Origin of the sequence: Williamsia sp. MIQD14, assembly GCF_051025635.1 — a bacterium.
Taxonomy (GTDB): Bacteria; Actinomycetota; Actinomycetes; order Mycobacteriales; family Mycobacteriaceae; genus Williamsia_A.
Genome location: NZ_JBPFDG010000001.1, coordinates 379337 through 394698, shown reverse-complemented (window position 1 = coordinate 394698; position 15362 = coordinate 379337). Strand labels below are relative to the sequence as shown.

Genomic DNA, 15362 nt, shown 5'->3' with positions numbered 1-15362 from the left:
GGGCGGCCATGGCGGTGTAGCTCAGTTGGTTAGAGCGAACGACTCATAATCGTTAGGTCGCCGGTTCGAGTCCGGCCATCGCTACTCCCGAGAGACAAGCTCAGCGGACGCGGCGCCCTCACCGGTGTCGGCATCCGTACCCGAGAACGATTCACCCGAAAGGCAGCCCCGTGGCCTCCTCAACAGATGTGCGCCCCAAGATCACCTTGGCCTGCGAGGTCTGCAAGCACCGCAACTACATCACCAAGAAGAACCGCCGCAACGATCCCGACCGGCTCGAGATCAAGAAGTTCTGCCCGAACTGCGGCAAGCATCAGGGCCACAAGGAATCGCGCTGACCCACCCGTCCCGCCGGTAGCCCGGCGGGACGCGTCGTCTCCGTCGTCGATCGGGTCGAGTACCCGTCGCCCGCGGGAGACGGCGTCCCGGCGACCACGACGCGTGCCGCGATGGTCGCCCTCACGGTCGAGAACCAACACAGATCAGGTCGGTGACACATGAGTGATCAGTCCATTGCGTCGGTCGAGGAACGCCTCGCCATCATGGCCAACCAGACGAGCCTGTCGCCCGAGGAGATCGCCGAGCGCACCGCGGCCCAGGTCGGCTTCCACTACACGGTCGAGGACTACTACGAGGTGGGCCGCGAGAAGGTCCGCGAGTACGCCCGGGCCGTGCAGGACGGCAACCCCGTCCACTGGAACGAGGCCGCGGCCACCGCGAACGGTCACTCGACCCTGATCGCACCGCTGTCGTTCGTCGCCATCCCCGGCATGATCGCCCAGCGCCGTCTCTTCGAGGAGATGGTGGAGGGCTGGGACCTGTGGAAGATGCTGCAGACCGACCAGCGCCTCGTGTTCCACAAGCCCGTCGAGGTCGGTGACCGGCTCATCTGCGTGGTGTCGCTCGACTCGTACCGCCAGATGGGCGGCGCAGACGTGCTCGTCACCAAGAACCAGATCCACAACCAGCACGACGTGCCGGTCATGACCACCTGGACCACGCTGGTGGCCCGCGCCGGCGAGTCCCCCGCGCCGTCGTTCATGCAGACCGTCGCCCACACGATGCTGGTCGAGGGTGCGACCTACGACCACGGTCAGACGATCCCCGACCACAGTGGCTTCTTCACCGAGCCCGATCCGGCCGTCGAGCCCAAGGCCTACGGGGCGATCAGCTTCGACAGCCTGACCGTCGGCCAGGAGCTCGAGCCGCGCACGGTGAAGCTGACCCGCGGCAACCTCATCAACTACGCCGGTGTGGCCGGCGACCCCAACCCGATCCACTTCAGCGACGAGATCGCCGACATCGTCGGCCTCGACACCGTCGTCGCCCACGGCATGCAGACCATGGGCATCAGCGCGGGCTACGTCACCGACTTCGTCGGCGACCCGGGCGCGGTCTACGAGTACAACGTGCGCTTCACCGCGCCGGTCTACGTCCCGCGCGACGGCTACGGGCAGATGGACCTCACCGCCAAGGTGAAGTCGCTCGATCCCGAGACCCGTCGCGGGCAGATCGCCCTCACGGCCAAGTCGAACGGCAAGAAGATCTTCGGCCGCGCACTGGCCAGCGTCCAGTTCTCCTGACCCTCCTCGACCGCCGCGGGCCTGCACGCCCGTGACCACAGCGAATTGGAGTTCGCACGATCGGGTGTCGTACACTCGGTTGTCTGAGGTTCACCGAGCTGCGCGCTGCCCACGGGTGGCGCGTTGATTGTGTGGAACGAAGATGGAATCGGCTCCTCCGGTGCGACGATGGTCGTGCATGTGGAGTCGTGTCCACCGGGTCGGTGCCCGCCACCGGCCCAGAGGGGCGTAGCTCAACTGGCAGAGCAGCGGTCTCCAAAACCGCAGGTTGCAGGTTCAAGTCCTGTCGCCCCTGCCCTCGCCGAGAACGGTGTCATCACGGCTCTCGGTGAACCGCAGGACATCACGCGGCCCGGCCACGTGACGGACACACGTTCGACGAGAGGATGAAGGTGAGCAGACGCGACAGAGCTGCCCGTGCGAAGGGGTCGGTCCCCGATACCGACAACACCGACGCCGAGGCAACCGACGCCGACACCACCGCCAACGCGGACAGCGTTGACGCCACCTCCGCGGACTCCGACGCCCGGCCCAGCGGCAAGCGCTCGTCCACACCGCGTGGCAAGCGTTCGGCCGCCGCCGACACCGACGGTGCCACCACCGCCGGCGGCGTCGCACTGAAGGAACGGTCCACCCGGACCGACACCTCGACGGCCACCAGCCGCAACCCGTTCGTCCGCTTGTGGACGTTCCTGCGACAGGTCGTCGGCGAGCTCAAGAAGGTCATCTGGCCGACCCGCTCGGAGATGGTCCGCTACACGATCATCGTGTTGATCTTCGTGGTCGTGATGACGGCGTTCATCTCGGGCATCGACCTCGGCTTCGCCAAGGCCGTGCTCTGGCTGTTCGGCTGACACCGACCGGTTCGGAGATCACGACGGGCGTTCGCGCCAACCATGGTGTGCCTCGCGCGAAGCGATGTACACGGTAAGCAATGAAAGGGAGCGTGGGCTGCAGTGAGCACCCCTGAGCACGACACCGAGAGCATCCAGGATGCCGACCTCGAGGCCATCGAGTCGGGCAGCGATGTCCTGGACGCGCCGGTCGACGTCGCCGCGACCGAAGAGCTGACCGAGGCCGTCGCCGGATCGATCGTCGACGACACCCCGAGCACCAACGAGGCAGCAAGCACCGACGAGGCGCCCGCCGAGCCCGAGGAGGAGGTCGACCCGGTCGAGGAGCTCAAGAAGGAGCTGCGTCGCGCACCGGGTGACTGGTACGTGATCCACTCCTACGCCGGGTACGAGAACAAGGTGAAGGCGAACCTCGAGACCCGCGTGCAGAACCTCGACGTCGGCGACTACATCTTCCAGGTGGAGGTTCCCACCGAAGAGGTCACCGAGGTCAAGAACGGCCAGCAGAAGAAGGTGCAGCGCAAGGTGCTGCCCGGCTACATCCTGGTGCGCATGGAGCTCAACGACGACTCGTGGGGCGCGGTGCGCAACACCCCCGGCGTCACGGGTTTCGTCGGCATGACCTCGAAGCCGTCGCCCCTGTCGATGAAGGAAGTCCTGCAGTTCCTGCTGCCGCGCGCCGAGGCCAAGAAGCCCGTCGCGGGCAAGGCCGGGGCGGCCTCCGAGGGCGGCGAGACCTCGTCGGCGTCGATCATCGAGGTCGATTTCCAGGTCGGCGAGAGCGTGACCGTCATGGACGGCCCGTTCGCGACGCTGCCCGCCTCGATCTCCGAGGTCAACGCCGAGCAGCGCAAGGTCAAGGTCCTGGTGTCGATCTTCGGTCGCGAGACCCCGGTCGAACTCGGCTTCGCACAGGTCGAGAAGATCTGACCCTTTTCATGACTTCGCGTCTCCAGCGGACGCGGGACGTCCGACACCGGGTGCGACCGGGTCGTCGGACACACACGAAGACAACACGAAGGTAAAAGAGAGATGCCCCCCAAGAAGAAGAAGCTCGCCGGGATCATCAAGCTCCAGATCCAGGCCGGTGCGGCCAACCCCGCCCCGCCCGTGGGTCCGGCGCTCGGTCAGCACGGCGTGAACATCATGGAGTTCTGCAAGGCCTACAACGCCGCGACCGAGTCGCAGCGTGGCACGGTCATCCCGGTCGAGATCTCGGTCTACGAGGACCGCTCGTTCGACTTCAAGCTGAAGACCCCGCCCGCGGCCAAGCTGCTGCTCAAGGCGGCCGGTCTGCAGAAGGGTTCGGGAGAGCCGCACAGCAAGAAGGTCGGCAAGGTCACGATGGACCAGGTCCGCGAGATCGCCAAGACCAAGCAGGAAGACCTCAACGCCAACGACGTCGAGCAGGCCGCGAAGATCATCGCCGGCACCGCCCGGTCGATGGGCATCACGGTCGACGGCTGAGCCGTCCCGCCCGTTTCACACACCAGACAGCGTGGGAGGACCGGCTCGGTCCGCACACCACCCATCCGCAGTAGCTGCGGAGAAGGAATGAATACATGAGCAAGAAGAGCAAGGCATATCTGGCCGCGGCCGAGAAGATCGACAAGGACAACCTGTACAGCCCGCTGGAGGCTGCAGCGTTGGCGAAGGCCACCGGTTCGTCGAAGTACGACGCCACCGTCGAGGTCGCCATCCGTCTCGGCGTCGATCCCCGCAAGGCCGACCAGATGGTCCGCGGCACCGTGAACCTGCCGCACGGCACGGGCAAGACCGCCCGCGTCATCGTGTTCGCCGTCGGCGACAAGGCCGCCGAGGCGACCGCCGCCGGTGCCGACGAGGTCGGCGCCGAGGATCTCATCGAGAAGATCCAGGGCGGCTGGCTCGAGTTCGACGCCGCGATCGCGACGCCGGACCAGATGGCGAAGGTCGGACGTATCGCACGCGTCCTCGGCCCCCGTGGTCTCATGCCCAACCCGAAGACCGGCACCGTGACCCCCGACGTCACCAAGGCCGTCAACGAGATCAAGGGCGGCAAGATCAACTTCCGTGTCGACAAGGCCTCGAACCTGCACCTGGTGATCGGCAAGTCGTCGTTCGCGCCCGAGCAGCTCGCCGAGAACTACGGCGCCGCGCTCGACGAGATCCTCCGCGCGAAGCCGTCCGCGGCCAAGGGCCGGTACCTGAAGAAGGTCACCGTCTCGACCACCTCGGGCCCCGGCATCCCGGTCGACCCGGCCGTCACCCGCAACTACGCGGTGCCCGCGGACGCGCAGGCCTGATCAGGCACCAGCTCCACAAAGAACTCCCCGCGACGATCACGATCGTCGCGGGGAGTTCTTTGTGCTGCGGCGGAACCGAATCGCGGTCTCGATAGTCTGAGGGATATGCGTGACGACAAACTGTTGACCCGGATCGCCGGGTTGCTGCGCCAGGCCGAGGGCACCGACAACGAGCACGAGGCGCAGACCTTCATGCAGGCCGCGCAGCGTCTGGCGACGGCGGCGTCGATCGATCTCGCGGTCGCCCGGGCGCACGATCCGGCCGCGGCGCGCACGGCGCCGGTGGCACGTCAGATCGCGATCGGGACGAAGGGCAAGCGGGGTCTGCGGACCTATGTGGCGCTGTTCGTCGCGATCGCCCACGCCAATGACGTCAAGGTGGATGTCGCGAGCAACTCCACCTTCGTGCTCGCCTATGGCTTCTCCGGCGACATCGACAGCACCGAGGCGCTCTACAGCTCACTGGTGGTGCAGATGGTCGCGGCGAGCGACGCCTACCTCAAGGCCGGCGGCTACAAGAACGAGGTCGCGCACAAGGTGGTGACCCAGCACTCGCGGTGGCGCACCCGCCGTGTGGTCGAGCAGACCCCGCTGTCGCCGATCACCGCGCGACTCAACTTCCAGTCGGCGTTCGCCGAGCGGATCGGTCTGCGTCTCACCGAGGCGCGCGACGAGGCACGGGCCGAGGCCGTCGCGGCGACCTCCGCGCGATCGTCGTCGACCCAGATCGCCCTGCGCGACAAGGAGATCGCCGTCGTCGACTTCCATCGTTCCGAGTCGACCGCGCGCGGTACGTGGCGGGGGGCGAGCGCGAGCGCCGGATACTCCGAGGCGGCGCGGCGCGCGGGGGACACCGCCGGACGTCGTGCCCGGCTCGGCGAACAGGGCCACCTCGACGGGAGCCGCGGCGCGCTGGAATCGGGGTGAGTCCCTCGCGGGGCCGCGACACCCAACGCTCGGCGCTCTACGCCGCCGAGGCGATGGTGTTGTCACTGTTCGAGTCCGAGCAGCCCACCGTCGAACTCGCCGGCACCGCGATCACCCTCCCGCCGGAGGCACGGTTCGGGTCGGTCGAGTCGGTGCGCACCTACGTCGACCGGGTGCTGGCGCGCCCGTCGGTGCAGGAACGGTTCCCGCGGGCGGGTCTCGATGTCGGCGTCCGGGCCCGCCGAGGGCACACCAGTGCGCACTACGAATCGGCGCCGACGCCGGTGATCGCCGTCCCCGAGTCGACGGAAGGGCGCTGGGCGCTGCGGGAACTCGTGGTGCTGCACGAGGTGTCGCATCACCTGACCGAACCCGGTGTCGTGCCCCACGGTCCGGAGTTCGTGGGCACCCTCGTCGACCTGGTCGCCGACGTCCTCGGCCCCGAGGCGGGATTCGTCTACCGCGTGATCCTCACCGACAGCGGCATCGCGTTGCGCTGAGGGGTTCGGCAGATGCCCCACCGAGCGGAACGACGGCCCACCTGGCGGAAACGACGGCCCACCTGGCGCAAATAACGGCCCAACTGACGGAAACGACGGCCCAACTGAGGGCGCGGGGTCACCAGCCGGGGGAGCCGATGGCCTGGAACGTGAGGTAGCTGGGGTGCTTCGGGTCGAGGACGAGGTCCTGCTTGCGACCGTGTGCGCGGATGAGGTCGGGGATCACCGTGAGGTAGCGCGGGACGCTGCCGGCGTAGACGTCGACGCGCAGGCGGTGTCCGATGTCGAGCACGGCGTCGGTGGGGACGAGGTCCACGTCGATGGGCAGCGCGACGTCGGCGGGAACCGGCAGCTTGCGCTTGCGGCTGAGGTAGTGGTGGGCCACCAGCAGCGTGCCGTCCTCGGCGTATTCCGACAGGTCATGGTCGATGGCCCGGTTCGAGACGGTCAGTGCACCGTTGGTGAGGACGCGCGACGTGCCGTCGGGGGCGACGTCGTTGACGGTGACCGCCCAGATGCCTTCCTGACCGGAGGTCGAGACGTGCAGTCGCAGGTTCATCGCACCGCTGATCTGCGTGCGCTCGGTGACCGGCGGCGTGGTGAAGGCGAGCGCCCCGCCCTCCTGGTGACGCGCGTCGGTGGTGAAGTCCTTGCCGAACATCGCGGTGATCCCCGCGGTCACCTGGGTCATGTCCCGCGAGCGCAGCCCGCGCATGTCGGGACGGACGCCGAGCGACCGGGCAGCGGTGACCGGCGATCCGCCGAGCGTGCCGTCGTGGACGGCGTGCCTCGCGGTGCCCGAACGCTTGTCGTCGAGGTAGAGCCGGCGAACCGTCGCGCCGGCACGGGGGAAGGAGTCACCGGAGGTCCACGAGCCGCCCTGCTGCTCGAGGGTCACCGGCCCGTAGTTGTCGACGCCGTTGTCGATCCCCTTGAGCCACTTGTCGAACCACGCGCGCTCGAGGACATCGACACGCGGCGGATGGGTCGGTCCACCGAAACCCGACCCGGCGTCGACGTGATAGCCGTCGGCGACCACGAGCTGCTTGCGACCGGGCTCCATGTCGAGGTGGGAGTAGATCGAGGTGGCGCTGCGACCGAACAGGTCGTGCCATCCGCCGAACAGGAACGTCGGGACGTCGATGCGGTCGACGAGGGGATCGCGCTCGTCGAAGTACGGGTCGTCGTACACGCGGTCGTCGTGCCCGGTGAGGAAACCCCATGCCAGGGAACCGACCTCGGTGGCCGGTGACGCCACGCGGTCGGCGAACCACTTGACGGCGTTGCCGCGCAGGATGTCCCGCACCGACGTCGCCGGGTTCGGGATCCACTTGAGGACGTTGACGATGGACAGCCACATCGGGATGAACGCCGACGGCAGGCCACCGGTGATGTAGATGTCACGGACGATGTCCTCGCACCCCTCGACCGCGAACACCGCCTTGAGTCCCTCGGGTCGCTTGTCGGCGGCCTGCAGCGAGTTGATCGCCGAGTACGACCAGCCCGCCATGCCGTAGGTGCCGTCGCACCACGGTTGCGCGGCGACCCACTTGCAGATCTCCACCGAGTCCTGCTGCTCGCGGGCTCCGAGGATCTGCCACTTGCCGTGCGAGGCACCGGTTCCCCGGACGTCGACGATCACCTGGGTGTAGCCGCTGCGCACGAGGTTGCGGTTGATACCGAAGATGTCCAGCGCGCCACCGGAGAGCGTGCGGGTCACGTCGGTGACCCCCGACAGTGGCGTTCCGGTCATGTTGACGGCGCCCGCGACTCCGCGCACACCGCGGCCGACCACGGGCGAGTGGATGGCCGTGTCGATGACGTCGAGCAGGGCCCGGTTGTACGGGTTGATGTTGACCACGGCCGGATACACCGTCGACACCGCGCGCCGATGATGGTCGGCCGGTCGGATCACGGTGGCACGCAACAGGACACCGTCGGACATCCGGATCTCGACGTCGCGGTCGATGCTGACGTGCGGGTGGCGCAGGGGGCCGTCGACGAGCTGCTTCCACTCGAGGGCGTCGGCGCCACCGGTGGGATCGCCGAGCGGGAGGGTGGGCAGCGGGGTCGGGCGGGTACGGCGGTCGGTCCCCGGCGCGGACGCGGGATGGGCGGGGGCAGGCATCGCGGACCCCGCGGGTACGTCGGTCATCGGCAATTCGGGTGGATCGACCTGCACGCTCATCGCTGTCGCCTCGCTGTGGGGAGCGAGGTCGGCGCAGGGCCGAGATCTCACTGTGTCCACTCCGTCGTGGTCTGGCGTGTGCGCCCCGTCATGTGGCGCAGGTCACGTCAGCTGCTCCCGCCGAATGTAACCCAGCCTATTGGGTATGGATACGGCACCGTAGGAACTTGTGACCAGAGCGGGATGGACGTCCTCCATTTGGTAACGATGTCTACACCTTGGGACAGTCGTACCGGATTTGCGACCGATTCGCCGGCACCGAAGCGCCCGGACCTGCATCGATTTGGTCCATCGCGGCCTTCGCCGCTACTCTGGACGTCGATGCAACCGCGGGCCCTGGCCTGCGGGATCGTCTGTTCAACCAAAGACCGTCGGTCGACGTCTCCCGCCTGGGAGGTGTTCGAAGGTCCGGCTCATCGCCGGCGACCCACGCAGGGTGGACGTGTGAAGTTCGGTGGCCGATGTTCGCGGCCGTCTTTCCTCTACGCCCCGATGCCCTGCGCTCGGGGCGTTCGTCGTGAGTGGGCCCTTCCGGCCGGCACCGAATCGACATGAGAGGAGGCGAAGTATGGCCAAGTCCGACAAGGTCGCCGCAGTTGCGGAGATCGCCGAGCAGTTCAAGGGCGCCACGGCCACAGTCATCACGGAATACCGTGGACTGTCGGTCAAGCAGCTCTCGGAGCTGCGTCGTTCCCTCGGCGAGGGCGCAACCTACTCCGTCGCCAAGAACACCCTCGTCAAGCGTGCCGCCGGTGAAGCCGGCGTCGCAGGCCTCGACGAGCTTTTCGTCGGTCCGACCGCGATCGCCTTCATCGAGGGTGAGCCGGTCGTCGCCGCCAAGGCGATGAAGAATTTCGCCAAGGACAACAAGGCTCTCGTCATCAAGGGCGGCTACATGGACGGCCGCGCGCTGTCGGTGGCCGAGATCGAGCAGATCGCCGACCTCGAGACCCGAGAGATCTTGCTGGCAAAGCTCGCCGGTGCCATGAAGGGCAACTTGGCAAAGGCTGCCGGGCTGTTCAACCAGCCCGCGTCGCAGGTCGCGCGTCTCGCCGCGGCCCTGCAGGAGAAGAAGACCGAGGCCGGCGAATAATTCGCCGTCCCTCGCACCACACCCACCGACACCACACCATTCCCCGTGTGTGGGATCACCCCCACGGGGGACAACAGGAAGGACGCCACCATGGCGAAGCTCAGTGCTGACGAGCTCATCGATCAGTTCAAGGAACTGACCCTGCTGGAGCTCAGCGATTTCGTGAAGAAGTTCGAAGAGGTCTTCGAGGTCACCGCGGCTGCTCCGGTCGCCGTTGCCGCTGCCGGTGCCCCGGCCGCCGGTGGCGCCGAGGCCGCTGCCGAGCAGGACGAGTTCGACGTCGTGCTCGAGGGCGCGGGCGACAAGAAGATCCAGGTCATCAAGGTCGTCCGTGAGGTCGTCTCGGGTCTGGGTCTGAAGGAGGCCAAGGACCTCGTGGAGAGCGCCCCCAAGGCCATCCTCGAGAAGGTCGACAAGGACGCCGCCGAGGCCGCCAAGGCGAAGCTCGAAGAGGCCGGCGCCAAGGTCTCCGTCAAGTAATCCCGTCTGGACGGTTTATTCCGTCGGACTACACAAGGCCACCCCGCAGCGCGGGGTGGCCTTGTCGTATCTGCAGGTCATGACGGTTTTTTCTGGGGTGCGCACGAATTGTCGAGTTGATGTTCGTCGATGGCGAACCGTGGGTTAGAGTGACTCCAACCACAAGTCGGGGTGGCACAGCAGAGGGAGTTTTACGTGGGTGTGGAGGTCAGCGTCGAGGGACTCACCAAGTCCTTCGGATCGCAGAACATCTGGCGCGACGTCACTCTGACGCTCCCCGAGGGCGAGGTGAGTGCGCTGCTGGGGCCGTCGGGTACCGGCAAGTCGGTGTTCCTCAAGGCCCTCATCGGGCTGCTGCACCCGGAGCAGGGTTCGGTGATCGTCGACGGCACCGACATCACCAAGTGCTCCTCGAAGGAGCTCTACGAGATCCGCAAGCTCTTCGGTGTCCTGTTCCAGGACGGCGCGCTGTTCGGTTCGATGAGCCTGTACGACAACACGGCCTTCCCGCTGCGTGAGCACACGAAGAAGTCCGAGAGCGACATCCGGTCGATCGTGATGGAGAAGCTCGACCTCGTGGGTCTGGGTGACGCCGGCGACAAGCTGCCCGGTGAGATCTCCGGCGGTATGCGCAAGCGCGCCGGTCTGGCCCGTGCGCTGGTGCTCGATCCACAGATCATCCTGTGCGACGAGCCCGACTCGGGCCTCGACCCGGTGCGTACGGCCTACATCTCGCAGCTGTTGATCGACATCAACGCTGAGATCGACGCGACGATCCTGATCGTCACGCACAACATCAACATCGCGCGGACCATCCCGGACAACATCGGCATGCTGTTCCGCAAGGAGCTGGTCATGTTCGGGCCGCGTGAGGTCCTCCTGACCTCCGAGGAGCCCGCGGTCAAGCAGTTCCTGTCGGGTGACCGCTTCGGTCCGATCGGCATGTCCGAGGAGAAGGACGACGCGACCGCCGCGCAGGAGCAGGAGCTCGCCGATGCGGGTATCGGTGGCGGCGGGACGAAGGACGATTTCTCGGAGATCATTCCGCAGGTGCAGCCCAATCCCGGTATGCCCGAGCGCAAGGCGTCGGCCCGGCACCGTCAGCGTGTCGAGGACATGATGCACGAGCTGCCGGAGAACGCGCAGCGGGCGATCCGCGAGTCGCAGGAGGCCGAGGACGAGGTCCGCCGCAACAACGCCGAGGCCCACGAGCGTTCCGGTCAGTCCGACCAGTCGCAGAAGGTGGACACCGAGAAACAATTCGCCGGCTCGAACGACAACACCGAGCAGTTCCCCGCCTATCGCGGAGGGAACTGAATGACCGTCGCCTCACCGGCCCCCCGTTCGAGCGAGGGCCGTCGATGAGTTCAGCCACCACGCGTGGCGTCGAGAAGGTGCAGCGGGCCGGTAACTCCGCGCTCACGCAGACGGGCAACATCGTCCAGCTCTTCATCGACGTCGCACGCAACATCTTCGTGCGCCCGTTCCAGTTGCGGGAGTTCATCCAGCAGGCTTGGTTCATCGCCAGCGTCACCATCCTGCCGACCGCACTGATCGCCATCCCGTTCGGTGCGATCGTCTCGCTGCAGACGTCGTCGCTGATCAAGCAGCTGGGTGCCGAGTCGTTCACCGGTGCCGCGAGCGTCCTGATCGTGCTGCAGCAGGCCGCGCCCATCATCACCTCGTTGCTCATCGCCGGTGCCGCCGGTTCGGCTGTCGCCGCCGACCTCGGATCGCGCACCATCCGCGAGGAGATCGACGCGATGCGGGTGCTGGGCATCAACCCGATCCAGCGTCTCGTCGTCCCGCGTGTCCTCGCGATGGTGCTCGTCGGTGCACTGCTCAACGGTCTCGTGTGTGTGGTCGGCATCGGCGGCGGTTACTTCTTCAACGTGGTCGTCCAGAACGGGACGCCCGGCGCGTACCTGGCGTCGTTCAGCGCGCTCGCGCAGCTGCCCGACCTCTACGTCGCCACCCTCAAGGCCGCGATCTTCGGTGTGATCGCCGGCGTCATCGCCGCGTACAAGGGGCTCACCCCCAGCGGCGGCCCGAAGGGTGTCGGTGAAGCGGTCAACCAGAGCGTGGTCATCACGTTCCTGCTCCTGTTCTTCGCCAACCTGATCATCACTGCGGTGTATCTGCAGATCGTCCCCGCCAAGGGTTCGTAGGGGAGTGCACAGATGACCATCGCCAAGAGCCGGGCCGACCAGCTCAACTACCGCATCCGCCAGGGCGTCAACGCGCCGCTGAAGGTGCTCGACGGTGCCGGCACGCAGATGTCGTTCTACGGCCGCGCCGTCGCCTGGACGCCGCGGACCATCAAGCACTACCCGAAGGAGCTGCTGCGTCTGCTCGCCGAGGTCGCCTTCGGCGCAGGCGGTCTCGCGATCATCGGCGGCACGATCGGCGTGATGGTGCTGCTCACCGGCTTCACCGGTGTCGTCGTCGGTCTGCAGGGCTACGCCGCCCTCGACCAGATCGGTTCGCAGGCACTCACCGGCTTCCTCTCGGCCTACGCCAACACCCGTGAGGTCGCACCGCTCGTCGCCGGTCTCGCCCTGTCGGCCACCGTCGGGTGTGGTTTCACCGCCCAGCTCGGCGCCATGCGCATCTCCGAGGAGATCGACGCCCTCGAGGTCATGGCCGTCCCGTCGGTGCCGTTCCTCGTCACCACGCGAGTGATCGCCGGTTTCATCGCGGTCATCCCGCTGTACGTGCTGGGTCTGCTGGCCGCGTACATCGCCACGCGTGTGGTCAACACACAGTTCAACGGTCAGTCGTCGGGGTCCTACGACCACTACTTCAACCTGTTCCTGCCACCGGCCGACGTGTTGTGGTCATTCGGCAAGGTGTTGGTCTTCGCCTTCGTGATCATCCTGGTGCACTGCTACTACGGGTACTACGCGAGCGGCGGACCGGCCGGCGTCGGCGTGGCGGTCGGACGTGCCGTCCGATCGGCGCTGGTGCTCATCGCGGTGCTCGACTTCTTCCTGGGTCTGGCGATCTGGGGAACCAGTACAAGCGTGAGGGTGGCGGGCTGATCCATGAGTGTCCTCCGTACCCGCCTGCTGGGCCTGGTGTTCTTCGTCGTGGTCGCGCTGTTCATCGGCGGCACCATCCTCAAGTTCAACCAGTCCTTCCAGTCGTTCACCGACGTCAACCTGACGACCGATTCCGCCGGTAACGCCCTGCCCGACAAGGCCGACGTGAAGGTCCGCGGCCTCATCGTCGGACAGGTCAACAAGGTCACCGCATCCGACAACGGCGCGGTCACCGTCCAGCTCGGCCTCCAGCCCGACAAGGCGAAGATGCTGCCGGCCGGCACCACCGCCCGCATCCTGCCGAAGACGCTGTTCGGCGAGCGGTACGTGGCGTTGCAGCTGCCCAGCGACACCGCAGGCCCGACACTGACGAACGGCTCGACCATCCGTACCGACTCCAGCGGCAACGCGATGGAGCTGCAGGCACTGTTCGACAAGCTGCTGCCGGTCCTCGAGGCGATCCCGCCGCAGGACCTCAGCGTCACGCTCGGATCCCTCTCGAAGGCGCTGACCGGAAACGGTGAGCGGTTGGGGACCAGCTTCGAGGAGCTGAACAACATCTTCACCCAGTTCAACCGGAACATGCCCGAGTTGCAGGGGACCCTGCGTGGTCTGGCGTCGTTCTCGCAGACCTACTCCCAGGCGCTGCCCGACATCGTCGACGCGCTCGATTCGCTGCGCACCACCACCAACACGCTGGTGGAGAAGCAGGGCGATCTGCGCGGGTTCATCTCGACGGTGACCAAGGCCGCGGTCGACACGACCGACTTCCTGGCCACCAACCGTCGCGACCTGCTGACCCTGGCGATCGACTCCGAGCCGCTGCTCTCGGCGATCGCCGAGCAGTCCCCGGCGTTCGGCTGCACGTTCAAGAACTTCGCGGGTCTCATCCCCGAGGTCGGCAACATCGTCGGCAAGGGCACGAAGAACCCGGGCGTGCGCGTCAGCCTGACGTTCTCCAACCCGCGTGGTCGCTACCTGCCGAACCAGGACGAGCCGCGACTGCTCGAGAACCGTGGACCGATCTGCTACCCGCACCACTACCAGTCGGGTCGGCCGTTCCCGCAGTACCCGGGCGGTTCGCTCAACGACGGCTCCTACCAGCCGCCGTCGCGTAACCCGGGCCCGCGCAACGTCCAGGAGCTCCCGGTCCCGGACTTCTCGGGGAAGCCGGCGGGCACCATCACCCCCAGCGTCTACGACGACCCGCAGAACAAGGTCGCCCTCCAGGCGATCATGGCCTCGGAGGCGGGCACGACACCCGATCAGGTCCCCGGCTGGATCGCGCAGATCGTCGCCCCGGGCATGCAGGGGGCGCAGGTGACCGTCAAGTGAAGAACAACTTCTACTCGCCGCTGATCAAGCTGATCATCTTCGCGGTGATCACCGTGGTCGCGACCGCGACGCTCGGCATCACCATCGCGAACTCCGGCGCAGGCGGCAGCAACGATTTCAAGGCCGTCTTCTCGGATGCGTCGCTGCTCAACCAGGGCGACGACGTCCGCATCGCCGGTGTGCGTGTCGGACAGGTCAAGTCGGTCGAGGTCTACGACCACGACAAGGCGATGGTGGCCTTCTCCATCAACCGCGACAAGCTCCCCGACGGCGTGCAGGCGTACATCAAGTTCCGCAACCTGACGGGCCTGCGGTACCTGGCCCTCGAACGCGGACCCGGCGACAACGGCGCGATGTTGTCGAAGGGGTCGACGATCTCGATCGCCAACACCCACCCGTCGGTGAACCTCACCGATCTCTTCAACGGCTTCCGTCCGCTGTTCCAGCAGCTGACCGCCGAGGACGTCAACAAGCTGTCCGACGAGATCATCAAGGTCTTCCAGGGCGAGGGCGGCACCATCACCGACCTCGTGTCCGACACCGCCGATCTGACGAACACGATCGCCGACAAGGACAAGGTGATCGGTGAGCTGATCACGAACCTCACCACGGTGCTCGACAACATCAACGCCCACGACGACCAGTTGACGTCGCTGCTCACGACCACCGAGAAGTTCGTGACCGGTCTGGCCGCGCAGAAGAACTCGGTCGGCTCGGCGATCACGTCGGTGTCGAACCTGACCGCGGTCACCAACTCGATCCTCACGCCGGTCCGGCCGTCGCTGCAGGGTTCGATCGCGAGCCTCGACCAGCTCTCGCAGCGGATCAACGAGCGGCGCGGCGAGGTCGAGAAGACCCTGACCAACCTGCCCATCAAGGCGGCGAAGATCGGCCGGGCGGCGACGTTCGGTTCGTGGTTCCAGTTCTATCTGTGCGGTATCGACCTCGTGGCCGGCAACGGCAAGTCGACGATGCTCAGCCAGCCGCTGATCCCGCTGCCCGATCTGAACTACGTCTTCTACACCAACGTCGCGACGCGATGCTGGGCCAACGACGATCCGCCGAGCTGAGGGGAG

At 66.7% G+C, this 15362-nt stretch carries 16 protein-coding genes and 2 tRNA genes; 17 read left to right on the top strand and 1 reads right to left on the bottom strand.

The genetic code is table 11. The annotated features are described in order from the left end of the window. The first annotated feature begins 10 nt into the window (after positions 1 to 10). From ACQ7HM_RS01575 to ACQ7HM_RS01530, 10 genes are all read left to right on the top strand, one after another. A tRNA-Met gene (locus ACQ7HM_RS01575) sits at positions 11 to 84 on the top strand. Positions 85 to 170: 86 nt separating this feature from the next. Then, positions 171 to 338, top strand: a complete 168-nt coding sequence (gene rpmG / locus ACQ7HM_RS01570; protein ID WP_045823858.1) for a 50S ribosomal protein L33 — start codon at positions 171 to 173, stop codon at positions 336 to 338. Positions 339 to 497: 159 nt separating this feature from the next. Continuing rightward, entirely contained in the window at positions 498 to 1583 is a 1086-nt protein-coding gene (locus tag ACQ7HM_RS01565) for a fused (3R)-hydroxyacyl-ACP dehydratase subunits HadA/HadB (protein ID WP_055792888.1), read from the top strand. 222 nt (positions 1584 to 1805) lie between these two features. Further along, positions 1806 to 1878: transfer RNA gene (locus tag ACQ7HM_RS01560), tRNA-Trp, on the top strand. A gap of 97 nt (positions 1879 to 1975) precedes the next feature. Beyond that, the gene (secE, locus tag ACQ7HM_RS01555) at positions 1976 to 2437 is read left to right on the top strand and encodes a preprotein translocase subunit SecE (protein WP_434214485.1); all 462 of its coding nucleotides are present in this window, start codon (positions 1976 to 1978) and stop codon (positions 2435 to 2437) included. A gap of 102 nt (positions 2438 to 2539) precedes the next feature. Then, complete coding sequence (nusG, locus tag ACQ7HM_RS01550) at positions 2540 to 3367, top strand: transcription termination/antitermination protein NusG (protein WP_434214484.1); 828 nt, start codon at positions 2540 to 2542, stop codon at positions 3365 to 3367. Between the two features lie 102 nt (positions 3368 to 3469). After that, positions 3470 to 3904, top strand: coding sequence for a 50S ribosomal protein L11 (gene rplK, locus ACQ7HM_RS01545; RefSeq protein WP_434214483.1), 435 nt, complete (start codon positions 3470 to 3472; stop codon positions 3902 to 3904). Between the two features lie 95 nt (positions 3905 to 3999). Beyond that, positions 4000 to 4722: a 50S ribosomal protein L1 gene (gene rplA / locus ACQ7HM_RS01540; RefSeq protein ID WP_055792882.1), complete on the top strand. Its 723-nt coding sequence runs from the start codon at positions 4000 to 4002 to the stop codon at positions 4720 to 4722. Between the two features lie 105 nt (positions 4723 to 4827). Further along, on the top strand, positions 4828 to 5649 hold the full coding sequence (locus ACQ7HM_RS01535; RefSeq protein ID WP_434214482.1) for a DUF2786 domain-containing protein: 822 nt from the start codon (positions 4828 to 4830) through the stop codon (positions 5647 to 5649). Beyond that, positions 5646 to 6149: a TIGR04338 family metallohydrolase gene (locus ACQ7HM_RS01530; RefSeq protein ID WP_434214481.1), complete on the top strand. Its 504-nt coding sequence runs from the start codon at positions 5646 to 5648 to the stop codon at positions 6147 to 6149. The genes ACQ7HM_RS01535 and ACQ7HM_RS01530 overlap by 4 nt, the downstream gene beginning before the upstream one ends. A 118-nt stretch (positions 6150 to 6267) precedes the next feature. On the opposite strand, the gene ACQ7HM_RS01525 is transcribed toward ACQ7HM_RS01530, so the two are convergent. Continuing rightward, complete coding sequence (locus tag ACQ7HM_RS01525; protein WP_434215599.1) at positions 6268 to 8277, bottom strand: CocE/NonD family hydrolase; 2010 nt, start codon at positions 8275 to 8277, stop codon at positions 6268 to 6270. Positions 8278 to 8905: 628 nt separating this feature from the next. Between ACQ7HM_RS01525 and rplJ the strand changes: the two genes are divergently transcribed. The 7 genes from rplJ to ACQ7HM_RS01490 all read left to right on the top strand — a co-directional run bounded on the left by rplJ (position 8906) and on the right by ACQ7HM_RS01490 (position 15356). Beyond that, positions 8906 to 9430, top strand: coding sequence for a 50S ribosomal protein L10 (gene rplJ, locus ACQ7HM_RS01520; RefSeq protein ID WP_434214480.1), 525 nt, complete (start codon positions 8906 to 8908; stop codon positions 9428 to 9430). A 90-nt stretch (positions 9431 to 9520) separates the two neighbouring features. Continuing rightward, complete coding sequence (gene rplL / locus ACQ7HM_RS01515; protein WP_045823850.1) at positions 9521 to 9910, top strand: 50S ribosomal protein L7/L12; 390 nt, start codon at positions 9521 to 9523, stop codon at positions 9908 to 9910. A 195-nt stretch (positions 9911 to 10105) separates the two neighbouring features. After that, positions 10106 to 11227, top strand: coding sequence for an ABC transporter ATP-binding protein (locus ACQ7HM_RS01510; RefSeq protein ID WP_434214479.1), 1122 nt, complete (start codon positions 10106 to 10108; stop codon positions 11225 to 11227). A gap of 44 nt (positions 11228 to 11271) precedes the next feature. Further along, positions 11272 to 12078 (top strand): MlaE family ABC transporter permease, encoded by an 807-nt coding sequence (locus ACQ7HM_RS01505; protein WP_434214478.1) that lies wholly within the window; start codon positions 11272 to 11274, stop codon positions 12076 to 12078. A gap of 12 nt (positions 12079 to 12090) precedes the next feature. Beyond that, positions 12091 to 12951, top strand: a complete 861-nt coding sequence (locus tag ACQ7HM_RS01500; protein ID WP_434214477.1) for an MlaE family ABC transporter permease — start codon at positions 12091 to 12093, stop codon at positions 12949 to 12951. A 3-nt stretch (positions 12952 to 12954) separates the two neighbouring features. Next, the gene (locus tag ACQ7HM_RS01495) at positions 12955 to 14286 is read left to right on the top strand and encodes an MCE family protein (RefSeq protein ID WP_434214476.1); all 1332 of its coding nucleotides are present in this window, start codon (positions 12955 to 12957) and stop codon (positions 14284 to 14286) included. Continuing rightward, complete coding sequence (locus ACQ7HM_RS01490; RefSeq protein WP_434214475.1) at positions 14283 to 15356, top strand: MCE family protein; 1074 nt, start codon at positions 14283 to 14285, stop codon at positions 15354 to 15356. Before ACQ7HM_RS01495 ends, ACQ7HM_RS01490 begins: the two co-directional genes overlap by 4 nt. Positions 15357 to 15362: the final 6 nt, after the last annotated feature.

What these genes read in the sequence shown, in the direction of transcription:
- ACQ7HM_RS01565 (WP_055792888.1), top strand. Translation starts at nt 498, where the DNA reads ATGAGTGATCAGTCCATTGCGTCGGTCGAGGAACGCCTCGCCATCATG.
- ACQ7HM_RS01500 (WP_434214477.1), top strand. Translation starts at nt 12,091, where the DNA reads ATGACCATCGCCAAGAGCCGGGCCGACCAGCTCAACTACCGCATCCGC.
- rplK (WP_434214483.1), top strand. Translation starts at nt 3,470, where the DNA reads ATGCCCCCCAAGAAGAAGAAGCTCGCCGGGATCATCAAGCTCCAGATC.
- rplA (WP_055792882.1), top strand. Translation starts at nt 4,000, where the DNA reads ATGAGCAAGAAGAGCAAGGCATATCTGGCCGCGGCCGAGAAGATCGAC.
- rplJ (WP_434214480.1), top strand. Translation starts at nt 8,906, where the DNA reads ATGGCCAAGTCCGACAAGGTCGCCGCAGTTGCGGAGATCGCCGAGCAG.
- rplL (WP_045823850.1), top strand. Translation starts at nt 9,521, where the DNA reads ATGGCGAAGCTCAGTGCTGACGAGCTCATCGATCAGTTCAAGGAACTG.
- ACQ7HM_RS01535 (WP_434214482.1), top strand. Translation starts at nt 4,828, where the DNA reads ATGCGTGACGACAAACTGTTGACCCGGATCGCCGGGTTGCTGCGCCAG.
- ACQ7HM_RS01495 (WP_434214476.1), top strand. Translation starts at nt 12,955, where the DNA reads ATGAGTGTCCTCCGTACCCGCCTGCTGGGCCTGGTGTTCTTCGTCGTG.
- ACQ7HM_RS01505 (WP_434214478.1), top strand. Translation starts at nt 11,272, where the DNA reads ATGAGTTCAGCCACCACGCGTGGCGTCGAGAAGGTGCAGCGGGCCGGT.
- ACQ7HM_RS01525 (WP_434215599.1), bottom strand. Translation starts at nt 8,277, where the DNA reads ATGCCTGCCCCCGCCCATCCCGCGTCCGCGCCGGGGACCGACCGCCGT.